Origin of the sequence: Bacillus sp. 105MF (genome assembly GCF_000374885.1) — a bacterium.
Classification (GTDB): Bacteria; Bacillota; Bacilli; order Bacillales; family Bacillaceae_G; genus Bacillus_A; species Bacillus_A pseudomycoides.
The window spans coordinates 1-16898 of record NZ_KB895565.1; the positions used below are offsets into that span (position 1 = coordinate 1).

The 16898-nt window shown below is 35.8% G+C and carries 16 protein-coding genes; 7 read left to right on the forward strand and 9 right to left on the reverse strand.

Annotated elements, in window-relative coordinates; translation table 11 throughout:
* Window positions 1-1140 (forward strand): N-acetylmuramoyl-L-alanine amidase family protein (locus C564_RS0100005; protein WP_018763988.1); only part of this gene is annotated, 1140 nt, incomplete at its 5' end.
* 245 nt (window positions 1141-1385) lie between these two features.
* Here the strand turns inward: C564_RS0100005 and C564_RS0100010 are convergent.
* Window positions 1386-2183, reverse strand: coding sequence for a LysM peptidoglycan-binding domain-containing protein (locus C564_RS0100010; RefSeq protein WP_018763989.1), 798 nt, complete (start codon window positions 2181-2183; stop codon window positions 1386-1388).
* Window positions 2184-2662: 479 nt separating this feature from the next.
* On the opposite strand from C564_RS0100010, the gene hemH reads away from it, so the two are divergent.
* Together hemH and C564_RS0100020 are read left to right on the forward strand one after the other, a co-directional pair.
* Complete coding sequence (gene hemH, locus C564_RS0100015) at window positions 2663-3622, forward strand: ferrochelatase (RefSeq protein ID WP_018763990.1); 960 nt, start codon at window positions 2663-2665, stop codon at window positions 3620-3622.
* Window positions 3623-3679: 57 nt separating this feature from the next.
* Entirely contained in the window at window positions 3680-5146 is a 1467-nt protein-coding gene (locus tag C564_RS0100020) for a catalase (RefSeq protein WP_018763991.1), read from the forward strand.
* Window positions 5147-5358: 212 nt separating this feature from the next.
* Here the strand turns inward: C564_RS0100020 and C564_RS0100025 are convergent, their stop codons facing one another.
* Entirely contained in the window at window positions 5359-6621 is a 1263-nt protein-coding gene (locus C564_RS0100025; protein ID WP_018763992.1) for an ammonium transporter, read from the reverse strand.
* A gap of 247 nt (window positions 6622-6868) precedes the next feature.
* On the opposite strand from C564_RS0100025, the gene C564_RS0100030 reads away from it, so the two are divergent.
* Window positions 6869-8140, forward strand: coding sequence for an alpha-amylase family glycosyl hydrolase (locus C564_RS0100030; protein WP_018763993.1), 1272 nt, complete (start codon window positions 6869-6871; stop codon window positions 8138-8140).
* 653 nt (window positions 8141-8793) lie between these two features.
* Here the strand turns inward: C564_RS0100030 and C564_RS0100035 are convergent.
* Both C564_RS0100035 and C564_RS0100040 read right to left on the reverse strand, forming a co-directional pair.
* Complete coding sequence (locus C564_RS0100035) at window positions 8794-10134, reverse strand: SpaA isopeptide-forming pilin-related protein (protein WP_018763994.1); 1341 nt, start codon at window positions 10132-10134, stop codon at window positions 8794-8796.
* An 843-nt stretch (window positions 10135-10977) separates the two neighbouring features.
* Complete coding sequence (locus tag C564_RS0100040; protein ID WP_018763995.1) at window positions 10978-11469, reverse strand: YajQ family cyclic di-GMP-binding protein; 492 nt, start codon at window positions 11467-11469, stop codon at window positions 10978-10980.
* 142 nt (window positions 11470-11611) lie between these two features.
* Between C564_RS0100040 and C564_RS0100045 the strand changes: the two genes are divergently transcribed.
* Window positions 11612-12478 (forward strand): CvfB family protein, encoded by an 867-nt coding sequence (locus C564_RS0100045; RefSeq protein ID WP_006093927.1) that lies wholly within the window; start codon window positions 11612-11614, stop codon window positions 12476-12478.
* Window positions 12479-12800: 322 nt separating this feature from the next.
* Here C564_RS0100045 and prsA read toward each other — a convergent pair whose 3' ends face one another.
* Together prsA and C564_RS34175 are read right to left on the reverse strand one after the other, a co-directional pair.
* On the reverse strand, window positions 12801-13655 hold the full coding sequence (gene prsA, locus C564_RS0100050; RefSeq protein ID WP_003195894.1) for a peptidylprolyl isomerase PrsA: 855 nt from the start codon (window positions 13653-13655) through the stop codon (window positions 12801-12803).
* Window positions 13656-13778: 123 nt separating this feature from the next.
* Entirely contained in the window at window positions 13779-13910 is a 132-nt protein-coding gene (locus tag C564_RS34175; RefSeq protein ID WP_001120851.1) for a DUF3941 domain-containing protein, read from the reverse strand.
* 107 nt (window positions 13911-14017) lie between these two features.
* Between C564_RS34175 and C564_RS0100060 the strand changes: the two genes are divergently transcribed.
* Entirely contained in the window at window positions 14018-14875 is an 858-nt protein-coding gene (locus C564_RS0100060; protein WP_033798724.1) for a YitT family protein, read from the forward strand.
* A gap of 27 nt (window positions 14876-14902) precedes the next feature.
* Here C564_RS0100060 and C564_RS0100065 read toward each other — a convergent pair whose 3' ends face one another.
* From C564_RS0100065 to C564_RS0100075, 3 genes are all read right to left on the reverse strand, one after another.
* Entirely contained in the window at window positions 14903-15100 is a 198-nt protein-coding gene (locus tag C564_RS0100065; protein WP_003195898.1) for a DUF3813 domain-containing protein, read from the reverse strand.
* Entirely contained in the window at window positions 15101-15241 is a 141-nt protein-coding gene (locus tag C564_RS0100070; RefSeq protein ID WP_003195901.1) for a hypothetical protein, read from the reverse strand.
* A gap of 100 nt (window positions 15242-15341) precedes the next feature.
* Complete coding sequence (locus tag C564_RS0100075; protein WP_003195903.1) at window positions 15342-16151, reverse strand: Cof-type HAD-IIB family hydrolase; 810 nt, start codon at window positions 16149-16151, stop codon at window positions 15342-15344.
* Window positions 16152-16694: 543 nt separating this feature from the next.
* On the opposite strand from C564_RS0100075, the gene C564_RS0100080 reads away from it, so the two are divergent.
* A complete protein-coding gene (locus tag C564_RS0100080; RefSeq protein WP_018763997.1) occupies window positions 16695-16874 on the forward strand; it encodes a YjzC family protein in 180 nt (59 codons plus the stop codon).
* Window positions 16875-16898 lie beyond the last annotated feature (24 nt).

A 16898-nucleotide genomic window follows, 5' to 3' on the forward strand; every position in this document is an offset into this window, starting at 1 on the left:
CCTGCAGTATCTCATGCTGAAAACCAAGAAGCTGTAAAACAACTTACTCCAAAAACAGAACAGGCAATGCAGAAAACAGGGTGGGTAAAAGAGGGAAATACATGGTATTTCTATGATCAAAATAGTGTGAAGAAAACAGGGTGGTTAAAAGATAATGGTACATGGTATTACTTGAATGCGGATGGGGCAATGAAAAGTAATGGCTGGTTAAGTGATGCTGGAAAGTGGTACTACTTTGCTGAAAGTGGAGCAATGAAAACGGGTAATATTTTTAATCAAGGTTCATGTTATTTATTAGGAGCAGACGGTGCGTTATATACGAACGAAGGCTGGGTTCAGTACGAAGGAGAATGGTATTACGTTCACCAAGGAGGAAACTTACACGAGGGCTATCTTGAATATAATGGTAAGATATACTACATGAATCCAGGCTCTGGAGATATGAAAGTAAACAATTGGATAGGTTCACATCCTGATGGTAATTATTTCTTATCTGATGGAGCAATGGCAACTGGTTGGAATTTGATTAATAATGAATGGTACTACTTCGAAGAAAGCCGGACGCATTTTAATACTCATAATGGTTGGCTAAGTTATAAAGGAAGCTGGTATTACTTTGTGGCTTCTAAGATGCAAACAGGTTGGATTGAAGATAATGGGAATTGGTACTACCTGAATGCAGATGGAACGATGAAAACAGGCTGGTTAAAAGATAAGGGCGCATGGTATTACTTAAATGCAAATGGCACAATGAAAAGCTCAGCTAATGGGTGGAACGAAGGTTGGTTAGATGAAGGAGGAAAGCGTTACTTTTTTGATGACAGTGGTGCTATGCGGACAGGAAAACTAGCTGAAGGTGGTACTGTATGGTATTTCAATCCAGATGGATCAATGGTAACGGGATGGGAATTAGTTGATGGTGATTGGTATTACTTTGATGATAAAACTGGAGCAAGCCACGCAGGTTGGTTAAGTTATAACGGGAAATGGTATTACTTTTATGATGGCCCAATGACAACAGGCTGGGTGCAAGATAATGGCACATGGTATTATTTACAGTCTAGCGGTGCGATGGCAACAGGCAAACATTTCATTGATGGGAAATGGTATTCATTCAAAGATAACGGCGCTATGATGTAACGAAAGTTTTTTTATGAGTATGTAGGATACTAGATACATATTTTAAGAGATTTTTACAACGAAAGAAGACACTTGTTAGAGTGTCTTCTTTATCATTTTAACCGAGAAGACTCACTCCTCTAAACGAAGTGAAGGTAGGGGTAGTTGAATATTCTCTATGAATCTATAGAAGAGAAATGAAAAGGGACAGACCTTCCAAGGGAAGAGATCTGTCCGAGAGTAAATATAGTTAATGAATCAATTCCTCATTTAGCAAACACATGATTCCCAATTACTGCAACAGTTTGGCGTGTCGTAATCCATTTGTCGGTAGAGGTTTTTGGATTATAAAAATAAAGCCAATCAGAATTAATTCCTTTAGTAGAAATTGCTTCTTCTACCGCCATTCTCGCTTCGCGGGTTGCTGGTTGATCAATTCTTCCATCTGTAACTGGTGTAAAGGCATAGCCGTATTTAATAGGTTCATAAATAACATCGGTAATTGTATTTGGAAATCCTACTGCATCAACGCGATTTAATATAACTTTGGCCACTGCGACTTTCCCAGCGTAAGGCTCTCCTCCGGCTTCGGCAGTGACCAAACGAGCCATTAAGTCCAGTTCTTGTTCTGAAATACCTGTCGTAATAATTAAGTGTTGACCTGCATAAATCCGATCGCCGTTTGTATTGTTAGCTTGTCTAATTGATTGTATGGATACATTGTATCGTTTTGCGATAGCTTCTAATGTATCTCCTCGTTGAACTTGATAAACAGCTTGAGTTGAATGATTTGAAGCTGCCACATCTTTTTGTTGTGTAGATTCGCTTGATGAAGGCGAGACTGGAATGGTTAATTGTTCTCCAATATAAATTCGATCATTCGTCTTATGATTCGCTTGTTTAATGGCTTGAAGTGAAACTCCATAGTGGGTGCTGAGATCCCAGAGAGTGTCATTCTTTTTAACAGTATAAACCGTTGCGGCATTAGCTGTTCCTTGATTAGATACGAGTGTAATTGTTGCAGCAGATATAGGTAGCAAATGTTTCACCTTATGTAACTTCATTCGAAAAAAACCTCCTGAAAATAGTTGAGATATACTTAGTTTCGAATAAAAATTCATAAACTAGAATGTTTATTGATTATTCGTGGTTAAGTCATTTATATACTAACAAATTGAATGAGTATCGTCATTAATTGTGTATCAACATATTAATGATCTTTATGTAACTGAATATCTTAATGATCTTATATCTTACGTATAATTTTTATTCATTTGTTATTCATTTTATTTTGATTTTAGAATGTTAACTGTTACATTTTTATCTCGCTATTTGCGGACAGTAAGACCCTATCTCAAAATTCAGTGGAAGCAAACCAGAATATGACAAATGATATTAAATAAATTGTCAAATAAAATTAAAAATCATATTATAAATAATACTTATTTATAATTATTCTTTTGACGTACTCATTATCGGTTGGTATACTGTAAACGAATGTTCTTGAAAAAGATTCTCATTTCTGATATTGAGGTGAATATAGATGAATAAGAAGAAAATAGGTTTACTTGTGATGGCGTACGGAACACCAGAATCACTTGAGGATGTAGAGGCGTATTATACGCATATTCGTCATGGACGTAAACCATCTCAAGAAGCGCTTGATGATTTAGTGGGGCGTTATAAAGCGATTGGTGGTATTTCACCACTTGCGAAAATTACAAAGGAACAAGCTAGAAAATTAACAAATGAGTTAAATAAGAGTTTTTCAGAATTTGAATTTGTATGTTATTTGGGACTAAAACATATCGCTCCATTTATTGAAGATGCGGTGGAAGAGATGAAGCGGGATGGTATTGAGGAAGCAATTAGTATTGTGTTAGCACCTCATTATTCAACTTTTAGTATTAAAGCGTACAACGAGCGTGCCCAAAAGATTTCTGAGAACATAAATGGTCCTGTTATAGAGCCGATTGAGCAATGGTACGATGAACCGAAATTTATTGCGTATTGGGCAAACCGAATAAAAGAAACATTTACTAGAATTACAGACGGGGAGAAAGCTGTTGTAATTTTTTCAGCGCATAGTTTACCGGAGAAGATTATTGCAGCAGGAGACCCGTATGTGAAGCAACTACAGCATACGGCAGATTTAATTGCTGAAGCAGCAGGTATTCAAAATTATACAATTGGCTGGCAAAGTGCAGGAAATACACCAGATCCATGGATTGGACCAGATATACAAGATGTAACGAAAGATTTATACGAAAAGCATGGTTATGAATCTTTTGTATACTGTCCTGTCGGGTTTGTGGCAGAACATTTAGAAGTGCTGTATGACAACGATTATGAATGTAAAGTTGTAACGGATGAACTAGGTGTATCCTATTTCAGGCCAGCTATGCCGAATGCTCAAGGCTTATTTATTGCTTGTTTAGTAGAAATTGTTTCCAAAAAAGTGAATAAAATAATTGACAAAAAATTAATTTTGAACAATAATTAAATTATAATAATTTTAAATAAGTAATTATTATTATGAAATAATAGGAGGTTCCTCTTGATGAATCCAAATAATCGCTTAACAACAAACCAAGGTGCTCCGGTAGGAGATAACCAAAATTCTCGTACAGCTGGTCGCCGTGGACCGGTATTATTAGAAGATTATCATTTAGTAGAAAAACTTGCTCATTTTGATCGTGAACGTATTCCGGAACGTGTTGTTCATGCGCGTGGCGCAGGTGCTCATGGTGTTTTCGTAACGAAAAATAGCATGAAAGCATATACGAAAGCAGCGTTTTTACAAAACGAGGGAACAGAAACGCCTGTATTCGTTCGTTTCTCAACGGTTATTCATGGGCAAGGTTCTCCGGAAACAGCTCGCGACCCACGTGGTTTCGCTGTAAAGTTTTATACAGAGGAAGGAAACTATGATATCGTTGGTAACCATTTACCAGTTTTCTTCATTCGTGATGCAATTAAATTTCCTGACATGGTGCACTCTTTAAAACCAGCACCAGATACAAATATTCAAACGCCAGATCGTTACTGGGATTTCATGACTTTGTCTCCAGAGTCTACACACATGATGACATGGGTATTCTCTGATTACGGTACTCCTGCAAACTATCGTCAAATGGAAGGTTTCGGTGTACATTCATTTAAATGGATTAGTGCAGAAGGTAAAATTGTTTATATTAAATATCATTGGAAACCACAGCAACGTGTTCGTAACTTGAGTGCAAAAGAAGTAGAACAAGTACAAGGAAAAGACTTCAACCATGCAACTCGTGATTTATTTGATGCAATCGAGCGCGGAGATTATCCAAAATGGGATCTTCACGTACAGGTAATGCAACTTGATGAAATGGATTCTTTAGACTTTGATCCATTAGATCCAACAAAAGTATGGCCAGAAGATCGCTTTCCATTAATAGAAGTCGGAACAATGACGTTAAATCGCAACCCACAAAACTTCTTTGCAGAAGTAGAGCAAGCTGCGTTTACTCCAAGTGCGACTGTACCTGGTATTGAACCGTCTGAAGATAAATTATTACAAGGACGTTTATTCTCTTATCCAGATACACAGCGATACCGTCTTGGTGCCAACTACTTACAAATCCCTGTGAACTGCCCATATGCAGCTGTTCGTAATCAACAACGTGATGGTGCAATGCAAATGAATCAACAACCATCAACAATTAACTACGAGCCAAGTCGTCATGCTGAAAATCCAGTTGAGGATCCAGCATACCGTGATTCAACTATGAAGCTTGAAGGTTATGTATCTCGTGAAAAAATCGATAAACCAAACGACTTCCAGCAAGCGGGTGAGCGTTACCGTTCATTCTCTAAAAAGGAACAAGATAACTTAATTGCCAACTTAACAAACGATTTAAAAGATGTGCATGAGCAAACAAAATTACTTGCAATCTGTAACTTCTTCCGTGCAGATCGTGATTACGGTATGCGCTTAGCAAAAGCATTAAACGTTGATATTTCAGCGTATGTAGGAAATCCTAAGAAATAATAATATTCCTGGTTCTATTTTATTCTCAAATTTTAATTGCTATATGTGTCTACTAATATAATGAATAAAAAGACGGCTGAATTTTCAGTCGTCTTTTCTTTTAAAATACTTATAAGAACTTTATTTTTTATTAGATTTTTTACTTTCTAAATTCGAATTTAAAAAGAGATAAACCTTTTTCTATTATAAAAGTTATATACTTATAAAATGCATCACTTAGCCTCTTTTTGTATTTCCACCTCGCCTAGTGATTTCTCACTATATTCATAAGCCTTCTCACCGTGCATCGAAATATCCAAACCCATTTGCTCTTCATGCTCATGCGCGCGAACGGGAAGGAAGAAACTAATTCCTTTAATAATGGCGTACGTCATCACGATTGTAAATGCATAAGTCGCTCCAATTGCAGTGAGCTGTTTCCAAAGGAGTGCGGCATTTCCATAAAATAGTCCATCAGCGCCGCCGCTATTTACAGAAGTGGTTGCAAATAGTCCTGTTGCAATGCCGCCCCATGTTCCGCCGATACCGTGACATCCAAATGCATCAAGTGCATCATCATAGCCAAGTTTATGTTTTAAAAAGAAGACAGCTCCGAAGCAAAGAACGCCTCCGATCGCTCCGATTAAAAGAGCGGAGAAAGGAGTGACGAATCCGCAAGCTGGTGTAATAGCAACGAGGCCTGATACAGCGCCGCAAGCCGCTCCCATTACGGTCGGTTTTGATTGGAAGAACCACTCTGCTAAGATCCATGTTAAAGCGGAAGCTGCTGCAGCGGTATTTGTATTAATGAATGCGGTCAGTGCTACATCGTTCAGTGTAAGGGCGCTACCGACGTTAAACCCGAACCATCCAAACCATAATAAGCCTGCGCCTAAAAGTGTAAAGGGGAGATGGTGGGGAGAAGATCCGTTTACGTCTTTTCGCTTACCGAGGAAAATCGCTAATACAAGCCCAGCAACACCGGATGTGATATGGACAACGTTACCGCCAGCGAAATCTAATGCTCCGAGTTCGCGAAGCCATCCGCCAACGCCCCATACCCAATGGGCAACGGGATTATAAACGATTGTCGTCCAAAGAAGGATGAAAATGAGAAAAGCAGAAAATCGCATTCTTTCAGCGAATGCTCCTGAAATGAGCGCTGGTGTTAAGATTGCAAACATAAGTTGAAACATCATAAATAAATTGTGAGGAATAGTAGCGGAGTAGTCTGTGTTTGGCGCGTAAGTTACGTTTTGTAAGCCGAACCAATCTAATGTACCAATGACGCCATTCCAATCTGGCCCGAATGATAAAGAATAACCGATAAAAATCCATTGAATGGAAACAATCGCCATCGCGCTATAGCTATGCATTGTAGTACTCAGTACATTTTTGCTACGAACCATCCCGCCGTAAAAAAGTGCCAAACCTGGCGTCATAATCATAACCATTACCGTCGCTAAAAATAAAAACACAGTATCTCCCATGTTCATTCTTTTCCCCTCCTATAATGTTATAAAATATTACATTCAATGTTATGTTTCATATCATATTCAATAATAAATAAAAAATCAACATGTTTTTCAGAAAATTTCAAATGTTGCGTAAGGAAACCTAACATGTCGTTTGTGTAAGTGCGGTTTGTTCGGAAAATTGATATACTATTCTTACAATTAAAAAGAAGTTGGGGGATATTATGTGAAGAAGATATGGAGAAGAGGAGTGTTGATTTGTTTTTGTATGGTATTTGCTTTCTTAGCGCCTATACATACATTAGCGGAAGAAAAAAGAGAGTGGCAAGATGAAGTAGTATATTCTATTATGGTTGACCGTTTTAATAATGGAGATGCAAAAAATGATAAACAGCTTGATGTAGGGAATTTAGAAAGATACCAAGGGGGAGATATACAAGGGATTGTAAAGCGAATAGATTACATAAAAGAGATGGGATTCACTACTATTATGCTTTCGCCAATTTTTAAAGGTGAAACGTATGATGGGTATGGTATGGTTGATTTGCAAAAAGTGAATGAACATTTTGGGTCAATGCAAGATGTGAAACAACTTGTACAAGAAGCACATAAACGAGATATGAAAGTGGTGTTTCAATTTGTTGTAGAAAAAGAGCAAGAAACGCTTATTGATTCGATAAAATGGTGGATGAAAGAAGCAAACATAGATGGAAGTTATCTTATGCATAGTAAAGAAATATCTCGTGCCTTTTTAAATACAGTAAAACAAAGTGTTCAAGGAATAAAAAAAGATTTCCTCGTTATGGCTGATGAGGGAGAGGGTATACATAATGAGTACTATAAGCACATAACAGATGTCTTTGCGAAAACGGATACACCTATTAAACCACTTTATGACGTTAGTTTAATAGAATATGGTAAAGTAACAAGTAATTTTTTAGATAATCAAGATACAAAGCGGTTTGTCAGAATCGCGAAAGAGAACGCATATTATCCGCCGACTCGTTTAAAACTTGCGCTTACTTATTTATATACAACACCAGGGATGCCGATTGTTTACTACGGAACGGAAATTGCGCTTGATGGCGGAGGAGTGCCAGATAATCGCCGTTTAATGGACTTTAAAACAGATGAAAAGTTTTTACAGTATGTAACGAGATTGGGAGAGATTCGTCAAAAATTCCCTTCTCTTCGCCGTGGGACATTTGAGTTGTTATATGATAAGACTGGGATGAGTGTGCTAAAAAGGACGTATAAAGATGAAGTGACACTTGTTGCAATTAACAACACGAAAGAGACACAAAAAGTTTCACTTTCGGCAAATGAGATAGGAGAAAATCGAGAATTAAAGGGATTATTGGAAGATGAAATCATTAGAGAAGAAGATGGGAATTATTATCTCGTATTGAAGCGAGAAGAAGCAAATGTATATCAAGTTAGAGAAAAAACAGGGGTTAATTGGCTTTTTATCTCTTTACTAATTGGGGTAAATGTTTTGTTTATTGCTTTTTTAATCGCGGTAAAGAAAAAGAAGAAATAATAGGAGTGGGTAGGTTTTAGACTATATACAAGCCGTAGTTATGAAAATAAAAGGAGATTATGAAGAATACCTCCAATTGTTAGACGCAGTTTAACAATTGGAGGTGCTTTTTAATTTACAATCGAAGAGAAATTAAAGGCTGTAAAACGTTATTTAAATGGTTCAGAGATCCGAAAAGACAACGCAGATTCTATTTAAGTAGCTCCTCCTGTTCTGTGGACATAGGTTCAACAGTATCAGTTTCATGGTGAAAAAGCTTTTTATGCTTTAGTATGTAAATGTAATTGCCGCCAATGAATACCCTTTTTGTGCATTATACGGTTCTATTGGATAAATTTGTTTTTTTGGCTTATTCTTTATCTCACCTATTTACTAAACTATTACCACTTGCAAAATTGGATGGATTCTCCTGAATGCAAAATTAATGTTCATTTATTTTAGTAGGCGTCTCTCATAGTTTCTAGGATAAAAAGACATACCTATAGTTTAATAAACTTTAATTTTGCAAGCGTTTTCATTTTTGAGAATCATTATAACCTACATTTTCACGAAACATCTGTTAACATTATATAGGGCTATTAAGGTATCTTGAATATTAAGTATTAGCTACTACCTTCTATAAATTTTAATAATAAGCCTCTACTATTTGTAACTTATTTGTGTTTTGCTTTCAATATGTAGAGTCCTAAAACAACAAATGATATTCCTATATATGATGTAATTGGAAATTTTCCTCCTGTTGATGGTAAGTAATATTGTTCTTGACTTACATGCTCTTTTTCTTCTGTGTACTCTTTATTTTGTATATCATCAGATTGTTTAGTGTTTTTATATGTATCATGTATTTTTGTAACTTGCAGCTCGTTTTTTATTTTTTTATTCTTTATTTCTATTTTTGCTATTTCGCCGTTCTTTACTTCCATTCTCTGTATTGTAGGGTCCAGTACATAACCCTCTGGTGCCTGAATTTCCTTTATAATATATGTACCAATAGGAAGCTGATTTAATAGTGCAACTCCATCTTTAGTTGTAGTGATTTCTTTCCTAAAATCGCCATTTTCACTTGCAACCTCAAATACCGCTCCTTTTAAAGTTTCTCTATTCTCTCCTACCTTCGTAATTTTTAGAGATCCTAATGATTCCCATTGCACTGCTATATCAGTACTACTTTTTTCACTCATTCTTGGCAATAAAGCTGTGGTATTTTGAACCTTTTGTTTGCCATCAAAAATAACTGCTTGTAAACTTTGCAATTTTGTATGTACTCTTAGTTTGAAAGTTCCATTTGTCGATTTTTTTGGAATTAAAATTTTAAATTTTTCCTTTATAGAGAATTCATTCTTTTCTTCACCTTGTTCATTTAAAATTTTCACTCCTTCTGGTGCCCCCTCCAATTGAACGGAATATACTCCAGATAAGGCATTTGATTGAACCGTATATAATTTGGTTTCAAGATAGTCCCCATTTTGCTCTACTGTCTGTTTTTCATTAGGTATTATGTTTAAGTATGTTTCCTGTACTTCAGTACCTTTAGAAGCTTTGTCTATCAGCTGTTTTACAAGATTATATACCGGTTGGTTCTCTGGTTTTGAATCAGCAATTTCGATTTTTTTAGATGCAACCCAGATAGCTAATTGAGTTGCATAGTATGCTTCCTCTTTTGTAGAAACTCCCAGTTCAGCTGGTGTTTTTTGAGGATAGCCATAAAGTAAAACACGATATACAAAATCATTTTCTTTCCCGATTTCAGGAAGTTCCTCTCCGTTTGGTGAATTCAAATCAGGTGATAAACAATATGCAACATCTTTTGATGAAGTTTTTAAGAGATCTGCCTTTATTTTTACTTCAGCACCTTTGAATTTAATGTGATTCCAGTTAATTTGAAACTTTTCTTGATGTATTATCTCAGCTGCTGCTTGTGGAATAGAAACTCCTAGCAACATAATGATTAAACTTATAATTCCAAACCATTTTGTTAATACTTTGCGTTTCATTTCATTCCCACCATTCATTAAAGTTTTAGTAATAAATATGTACATGTTAATTTTTCTTACTTCGGACATTTCAGTTTGATTATTCTGAAAATTTAAATTAAAATAATGATTATTTTAGAATCTTATAATGTCTGATAATATTTGTTGACTTATCTGAGCTATAACCTTTATTAAGATTACTATGTATTGGACTAACTTTCTTGATATAAATATTATTCTATACTATTAAAAATCTTTTCAAAAAAATGAGTTTTGAAAGGTGAAATCTAGCTATTTGAAAATAAACACAATTAATAATTCGTTTATTAGATGAACGTTTTTGGTATTCAATCCGCTCTTTAAAATTACCTTTATTTATTTTCTGAAAATTTAGCCATATTTTATGTTTATTATATTCAGAAAATAGATGGTTTGCAATCTGTTTTAGTATGCAATATTGCATACGAAGTTATTATATTTTTATGTTATAATTTATAATTTTATATATAAGGAATATCATAGGTAGAATAATGGATTTTATCATTTTAACCGAGAAGACCCCCTCCTCTAAATGAAGTGAAGGTGGGGGTAGTTCAATTAGTTAGAAGGTGAAACAGTTTTTTTCTGTAAAATAGAATTGATTAATGAGAATATTTGAAAAAAAGTGTAGTCCTGATAAATTTCAATTATAGACAAAAGTAGATGGTTATCGATACGCTCGGTTCTGAGGGCTGAAGTCTGTCCAAATGCAGGCCTATCTCATCGTAGCGTGCCAAAATATGAAAAAATAGCGCTTCATCTGACCAAAAAGGGTTAGGTGAAGCGCTATTTTACGTGTGTTTATCATTTTTTATTATTTTTCTATTAACGATAGTTAATGAATTGTACGTCGATTGGTAAATCAGCGCTACGAACCGCTGCGATTACTGCTTGTAAGTCATCGCGGCTTTTTGCTGTTACGCGTACTTGATCATCTTGTACTTGTGTTTTCACTTTTAATTTTAACTCTTTAATAATGTTATTAATTTTCTTAGCGTTCTCTTTATCGATACCTTGTTGCAGTGTTGCACGTTGACGTACTGTGTTACCAGTAGCGCTTTCTACTTTTCCGTAGTCTAAGTTTTTAATTGGTACTTCGCGTTTAACTAGTTTTGAAATAAGAACATCTTTTACTTGATCTAATTTAAATTCATCATCAGAAGTTAAAACGATTACTTCTTTTTCCAATTTAATATCACTTTTGCTTCCTTTAAAGTCATATCGATTTTGAATTTCTTTTAATGCGATGTTAATAGCATTTGTTACTTCTGGTAATTCTACTTTTGAAACGATGTCAAAAGAACTATCTTTTGCCATAGTAAGCACCTCCAAATTAAATTCCATCTCTTATTATAGTGAATTTTTGCGAGTTGGACAAATAAAGGAAAATTCGTGTTATAATGAAGCTTTCTTTGGAATGATAAAAATATACTTTATATATAGAAGGGAATTAAAATATATGTATTTGCAGCCAGGATCGATTGAACAGGTAACTGTTTTACGAGAAACGGAAATTGGATATATGGTTGGATTTGACGATGAGGATGGTTATGAAGAAGTATTTTTACATAAAAATGAAGTAGCGGGAGAAATTGAGGAAGGCGATACGATTGATGTATTTCTATATCTTGATCATCAAGAGCGAATTTCTGCGACAATGAAGACGCCGCTTATTACGATAAGTGATTGGAATTGGGTAAAAGTTGTAGAAGTAAAACCTGATTTAGGTGTGTTCGTTGATATCGGTGTTTCTAAGGATATCTTAATCCCAGCTGATGAGTTTCCAATTTATACACCAGTTTGGCCAGAAGAAGGCGATGAGTTATATTGTACATTAAAATTAACAAATCGCGGCCGTCTTATTGCTCTTCCGGCAAGAGATTCAGATATGCAGGAAATTATTGTAGAGGCAACGCCATCTATGCGTAATAAAAATGTGAACGGACGTGTATATCGCTCACTTCAAGTTGGTTCGTTTGTATTAACGGATGAACATTTCCGTGCCTTTTTACACCACACAGAAAGAAAAGAACAAGTTCGTATTGGTGAGCGTGTAACGGGCCGTATTATTGATGTGAAAGATGATGGTACGATTAATATTTCACTTCTTCCGCGTAAAGAAGAGGGAATGGAAGATGATGCTGCGGTGGTTTATGAGTACATGGAGAGCCGCGGAGGAGCAATGCCGTTTTGGGATAAAAGCCATCCAGAAGACATTAAAGAACGTTTTAATATGAGTAAAGCAGCGTTTAAACGTGCGCTTGGTAAGTTGATGAAAGAAGAAAAGGTTTATCAAGAAGAAGGTTGGACGTACTTCAAGAAATAAAAAAATCCGAACAGGCTCATGCCTGTTCGGATTTTCAGAGTGTTGGGAAACAGGAGTCAGCAGGCTCCTATTTTTTGTCGTTATGTGTCGGAACGTCGATATATTCGAATTTGCTCCGGTAAAGTGAAACTTTAATCAGTGGGGTTTTCTTCATCTCCCACTGATTATTAGCTCTCGCCAATCGGGCTTTTACGAGCAGTTGATTCCTCACTTATCTTTCTCGTTTTTCTCTGAATCTTGAGGTGGGAGTCTTACTGCCCGTTAATGCGGGGTGAAATTTCATTTACTATTTTTCTACTAGCCCACTCTGTTGCTAGATTTTTTATTGTTGTCCGGAAAGACGAGAGAATGTATCTTTCAAATCACTATCTTTTACTTTAATATCAGCTTTCTTGAATTCGTCTAACAATATTTTTTGACCGGTAGTTTGATCTGCTAACAACTTTTCTTCCAGATTTTTACGAATGGAATCTTTTACCTCATCATATGGTTTTAATTCTTTTTTATCGGTAAGTTTAATAATGTGATAGCCTTGTGATGACTTGATAGGTTTGCTAATTTCACCGACATTTAATTTGTAAGCCGCTTCTTCAAATTCAGGTACCATTTTACCTGGACCGAAGTATCCAAGGTCTCCGCCATTTTCCTTTGAACCTGGGTCCTGTGACTGTTGTTTTGCTAACTCTTCGAATGAAGCACCTTCATCCAGTTGTTTCTTAATATCATTTGCCGTTTTTTCATCGTTTACTAAAATGTGGCTGGCTTTAATTTCAGGTTTATAGTTTGCTTTTACATCTTTATCTGTAATGCTTTTCTTAATGGCTTCGTTCATTGCTAATTTGAACCTAATTTGATTTTTAAAGTCATCTTCATCTTTTAGGCGGTTACTTTCTAATACCGTTTTGAATTGATCACCAAATTGATCTTTTGCTTTTTTGAATTCTTTATCGACTTCATCATCAGATACTTTATATTTTTTTGTCATGATATCTTGTGCCATCATTTCATATAGCATATCTTTTCCGTACCGTTCTTTTAACTGCTTGTCAAAATCACCTTTTGTAATGGTTGAAACTTTTGATGTTGCAATCGCCTCTGAGTTATCTTTTGGACCACAAGCAGACAGCATTAACGTTCCGAGCGCAGCTGTTGCTATCCATAATTGTTTTCTTTTCATCCTAACACCTCATCTAATTATGCTGTTATTATTGTAAAATAGAGAAGTGAACAAGAAGTGAATTTGAGATGTTTTTTGTGAAATAAAAAAGTACATCAACAATTATGTTGATGTACGAAATAATTAAAGATGATCTGTTTTTTTAGAGTATGCACGTTTTCCTTGCTGAATATTTTTTTGTTCTTGTTCATTTTTTTGTGTGCGCTTTGCATTATTATCGCGTGCTTTTTTGTCATTATCGCTTGTATGCGGCATACATATCAACTCCATTTCTAAACAGTTGTACGTTTATCATTTCCGTTTTCGTAAAGACTATGTATACGAGTAGTGGTGAACCTATTATGTATAAAGGTGGATGGGGTATGGACTTAAAATTAAATTATGCCGAATTAACGAAAAAACTAATTGTTGTTATCATCGCAGGTTTATTAAATGCAATTGGAATGAACTTGTTCTTAACGCCAGCAAAAGTATATGCGAGCGGTTTCGCGGGATTATCTCAATTGCTTTCGCAAGTGTTAGGTGATTTTGCATCGATTCACATATCGACGGGAGTACTTTTTGCTTTATTTAATATTCCGGTTGTTATTTTAGCATGGAAAAAGGTCGGAAAAGCGTTTACGTTATTTAGTTTTTTATGTGTTGTATTTATGACACTGTTTTTAGAAATTATACCAGTGAAGGCTGTTTCAAATGATATTATATTGAATGCTATTTTTGGTGGTCTCATTTCAGCGATAGGGGTAGGAATTGCCTTAAAATGGGGAGCTTCCACAGGTGGTTTAGATATCATTGCAATGATTTTGTCAAAAATAAAAGATAAGCCTGTCGGAACATATTTCTTTTTCTTTAATGCAATCATCATTATTGCAGCTGGCTATTTGTACGGATGGGAAAAAGCGTTATACACGTTAGTGACACTATATGTATCATCGAGGATTATTGATGCAATTCATACTCGTCATGTGAAAATTACAGCATTTATCGTTACGAAAAATGGTAAAGATGTACGAAAAGCGATTCAAGCACGTTTAGTACGCGGTATTACAACTATACCAGCGACAGGGGCATATACAAATGAAAATAAAGAAATGCTAATGATTGTGATTACCCGTTACGAGCTATATGAACTAGAGAGAATTATTAGACAGGTAGATCCTGGCGCATTTACAAATGTTATTCAAACAGTCGGTATATTTGGGTTGTTTCGGAAAGATTAAAGAGGACCGGGAATCGGTCCTCTTGTTTTAATGTGTGTTAGTAATGTTTTGCAGTTGCTGTTGCATCTCGCGCAGTTGTACCTTTTCAGCAGTTGAAGAATTAGCATAAGCGGATTGCAAAGCATTTTTGGCTCTATAAACGAGTTCCCGCTGTTCTGTGCCGCTTGAACAAGAAACGGCGCCTGCAACAGCATCTCGTGCTTGCTGAAATAATAAGTTACCCATTTAAACCCCTCCGAGAGAAGAGTTGTTTCGTTCTTTTTCTGCATCAGCTAATGTACCGCGGTACGGGAATCTTTCAGCATGCTTCATAACAGCATCGGCCCCTTGTTGGGTGAAACGTTTTGATTTGTTCTTTTTACCCATTCGTAATTCCCCCTTTTTTAGCAGAAAACAACTGACACATCGCTGTGTCTAGTTATAGTATGAGCGTTTTGAGCCAAACTATAAGTAGGGAATTTTTAGATTACAATCCAAGAACCTCTTCTAAATAAAGAGCAATTCCATCTTCTTCGTTTGTTAATGTCGTATGATTCGCTAATGTTTTTAATTCAGGAATGGCATTACCCATGGCGATGCCGTGACCTGCAAACTCAATCATCTCAAAATCATTGTCTTCGTCACCGAACGCAATAATTCGTTCTTGTGGAATGTTATAATAGCTAGAAACTTTTTGAAGTCCAATCGCTTTATTGAGGCCGCTTTTCACAATTTCAATAATCGGCCAAGGAGCACCCCATTTTCGATGATCAATCACTTCTGCATGCATATCTGTTAAATGCTTACGAATAGCTGTTGATTGCTCATCCAGTGCATCGATTAATAAGCATGTTGGATGATCTTGCAAAATGTTTAGTAAGTCTCCTGTAAAAATATTTGGAGAGCCAAATTCAAAGATATGCTTTTTATCCTCATCAATTTCGCGAACATATACATCGTCAATTACTTCGGCATAAATGTTTTTAACGCCAAAATCAAAGCAAGCGCGAACGATTTCTTGTGCAGTAGAAAGCTCAAGGGGGGAATGGTGCGTTCCCCAATTTGTATCAAGTGGGTGATGAACATAAGCGCCGTTAAAGTTAACGATAGGTGTATTCAAACCAAGTTCTTTATAATAAGCGTGACTAGCGCGAAATGGACGTCCTGTTGAAATGACAACAACATGTCCTTGTTCTTTTGCTTTTTCAATTGTTTGCTTTGTTCGTGCGGAAATAATTTTATTGTCTGTAAGTAAAGTGCCATCTAAATCTAATGCGATTAAATGTTGTTTTTTCATGTTTTCACCTCTTATGAAAAATTTTTTGTTTCTATCTGTATTTCCGTTTTAAGATGCAGAAATAAGAGGTTGGAAAGTGTATAGATAAAGTGGAACTTCCATCAGCGGGGGGGCTCCATCCCCGTTAATGCGGGAGAAACAACCATGAATGGAAGTTTCATTATATATTCATCTTACGTCGCGAAACATGTTAGTGTCCACTATTTCCTACCCAAAATCAGAAAAGTCAATGATTTTTTTGAAAGTTCAAATAATGTTTCTTTCATTTTGTACAATTTGTGAAAAGGGTTACATTACGGGCGCAGCAAGACATATAATGAACATGTAATCTTCTCGTATATGTTTGACTCTCCTTTGGAACTGGCCTAGAATAGGTCGGTTTCTTTTTTTTCAACAAGTGATGCTTTTTCTCCTGCTTTATCATGTAAAGTCATACATATGAACAGTAATAAAAAATATGACTCGTTTCCTAAACATAACAGAAAGGCTTTTTCAAAAATGGATATACTAACGGTGTAAAGATGTCATGGAAGGAGAATGAAAATGGGACAAAATCATAGGTTTCGTTCTGGACAGAAAGCACCAAATGATGGGATTTATGTAGAAATTGGTGAAACAGGAAGTATGGTTAAAGATCCACAACTGGTAAAATTAACTGCTGGTCAAAGGTTTCCTGAGAATTCGAATCAGAACCGCCAGTGGACATATAAAAGAAAGCCATAAGAGAAGCCGCAATTTATATTGCGG

Coding starts and splice junctions, on each gene's coding strand:
- C564_RS0100045 (WP_006093927.1), top strand. CDS start 11,612: ATGTATTTGCAGCCAGGATCGATTGAACAGGTAACTGTTTTACGAGAA.
- C564_RS0100020 (WP_018763991.1), top strand. CDS start 3,680: ATGAATCCAAATAATCGCTTAACAACAAACCAAGGTGCTCCGGTAGGA.
- C564_RS34175 (WP_001120851.1), bottom strand. CDS start 13,910: ATGCCGCATACAAGCGATAATGACAAAAAAGCACGCGATAATAATGCA.
- C564_RS0100040 (WP_018763995.1), bottom strand. CDS start 11,469: ATGGCAAAAGATAGTTCTTTTGACATCGTTTCAAAAGTAGAATTACCA.
- C564_RS0100010 (WP_018763989.1), bottom strand. CDS start 2,183: ATGAAGTTACATAAGGTGAAACATTTGCTACCTATATCTGCTGCAACA.
- hemH (WP_018763990.1), top strand. CDS start 2,663: ATGAATAAGAAGAAAATAGGTTTACTTGTGATGGCGTACGGAACACCA.
- C564_RS0100065 (WP_003195898.1), bottom strand. CDS start 15,100: ATGGGTAACTTATTATTTCAGCAAGCACGAGATGCTGTTGCAGGCGCC.
- C564_RS0100080 (WP_018763997.1), top strand. CDS start 16,695: ATGGGACAAAATCATAGGTTTCGTTCTGGACAGAAAGCACCAAATGAT.
- C564_RS0100070 (WP_003195901.1), bottom strand. CDS start 15,241: ATGGGTAAAAAGAACAAATCAAAACGTTTCACCCAACAAGGGGCCGAT.
- C564_RS0100060 (WP_033798724.1), top strand. CDS start 14,018: ATGGACTTAAAATTAAATTATGCCGAATTAACGAAAAAACTAATTGTT.
- C564_RS0100035 (WP_018763994.1), bottom strand. CDS start 10,134: ATGAAACGCAAAGTATTAACAAAATGGTTTGGAATTATAAGTTTAATC.
- prsA (WP_003195894.1), bottom strand. CDS start 13,655: ATGAAAAGAAAACAATTATGGATAGCAACAGCTGCGCTCGGAACGTTA.
- C564_RS0100030 (WP_018763993.1), top strand. CDS start 6,869: ATGGTATTTGCTTTCTTAGCGCCTATACATACATTAGCGGAAGAAAAA.
- C564_RS0100075 (WP_003195903.1), bottom strand. CDS start 16,151: ATGAAAAAACAACATTTAATCGCATTAGATTTAGATGGCACTTTACTT.
- C564_RS0100025 (WP_018763992.1), bottom strand. CDS start 6,621: ATGAACATGGGAGATACTGTGTTTTTATTTTTAGCGACGGTAATGGTT.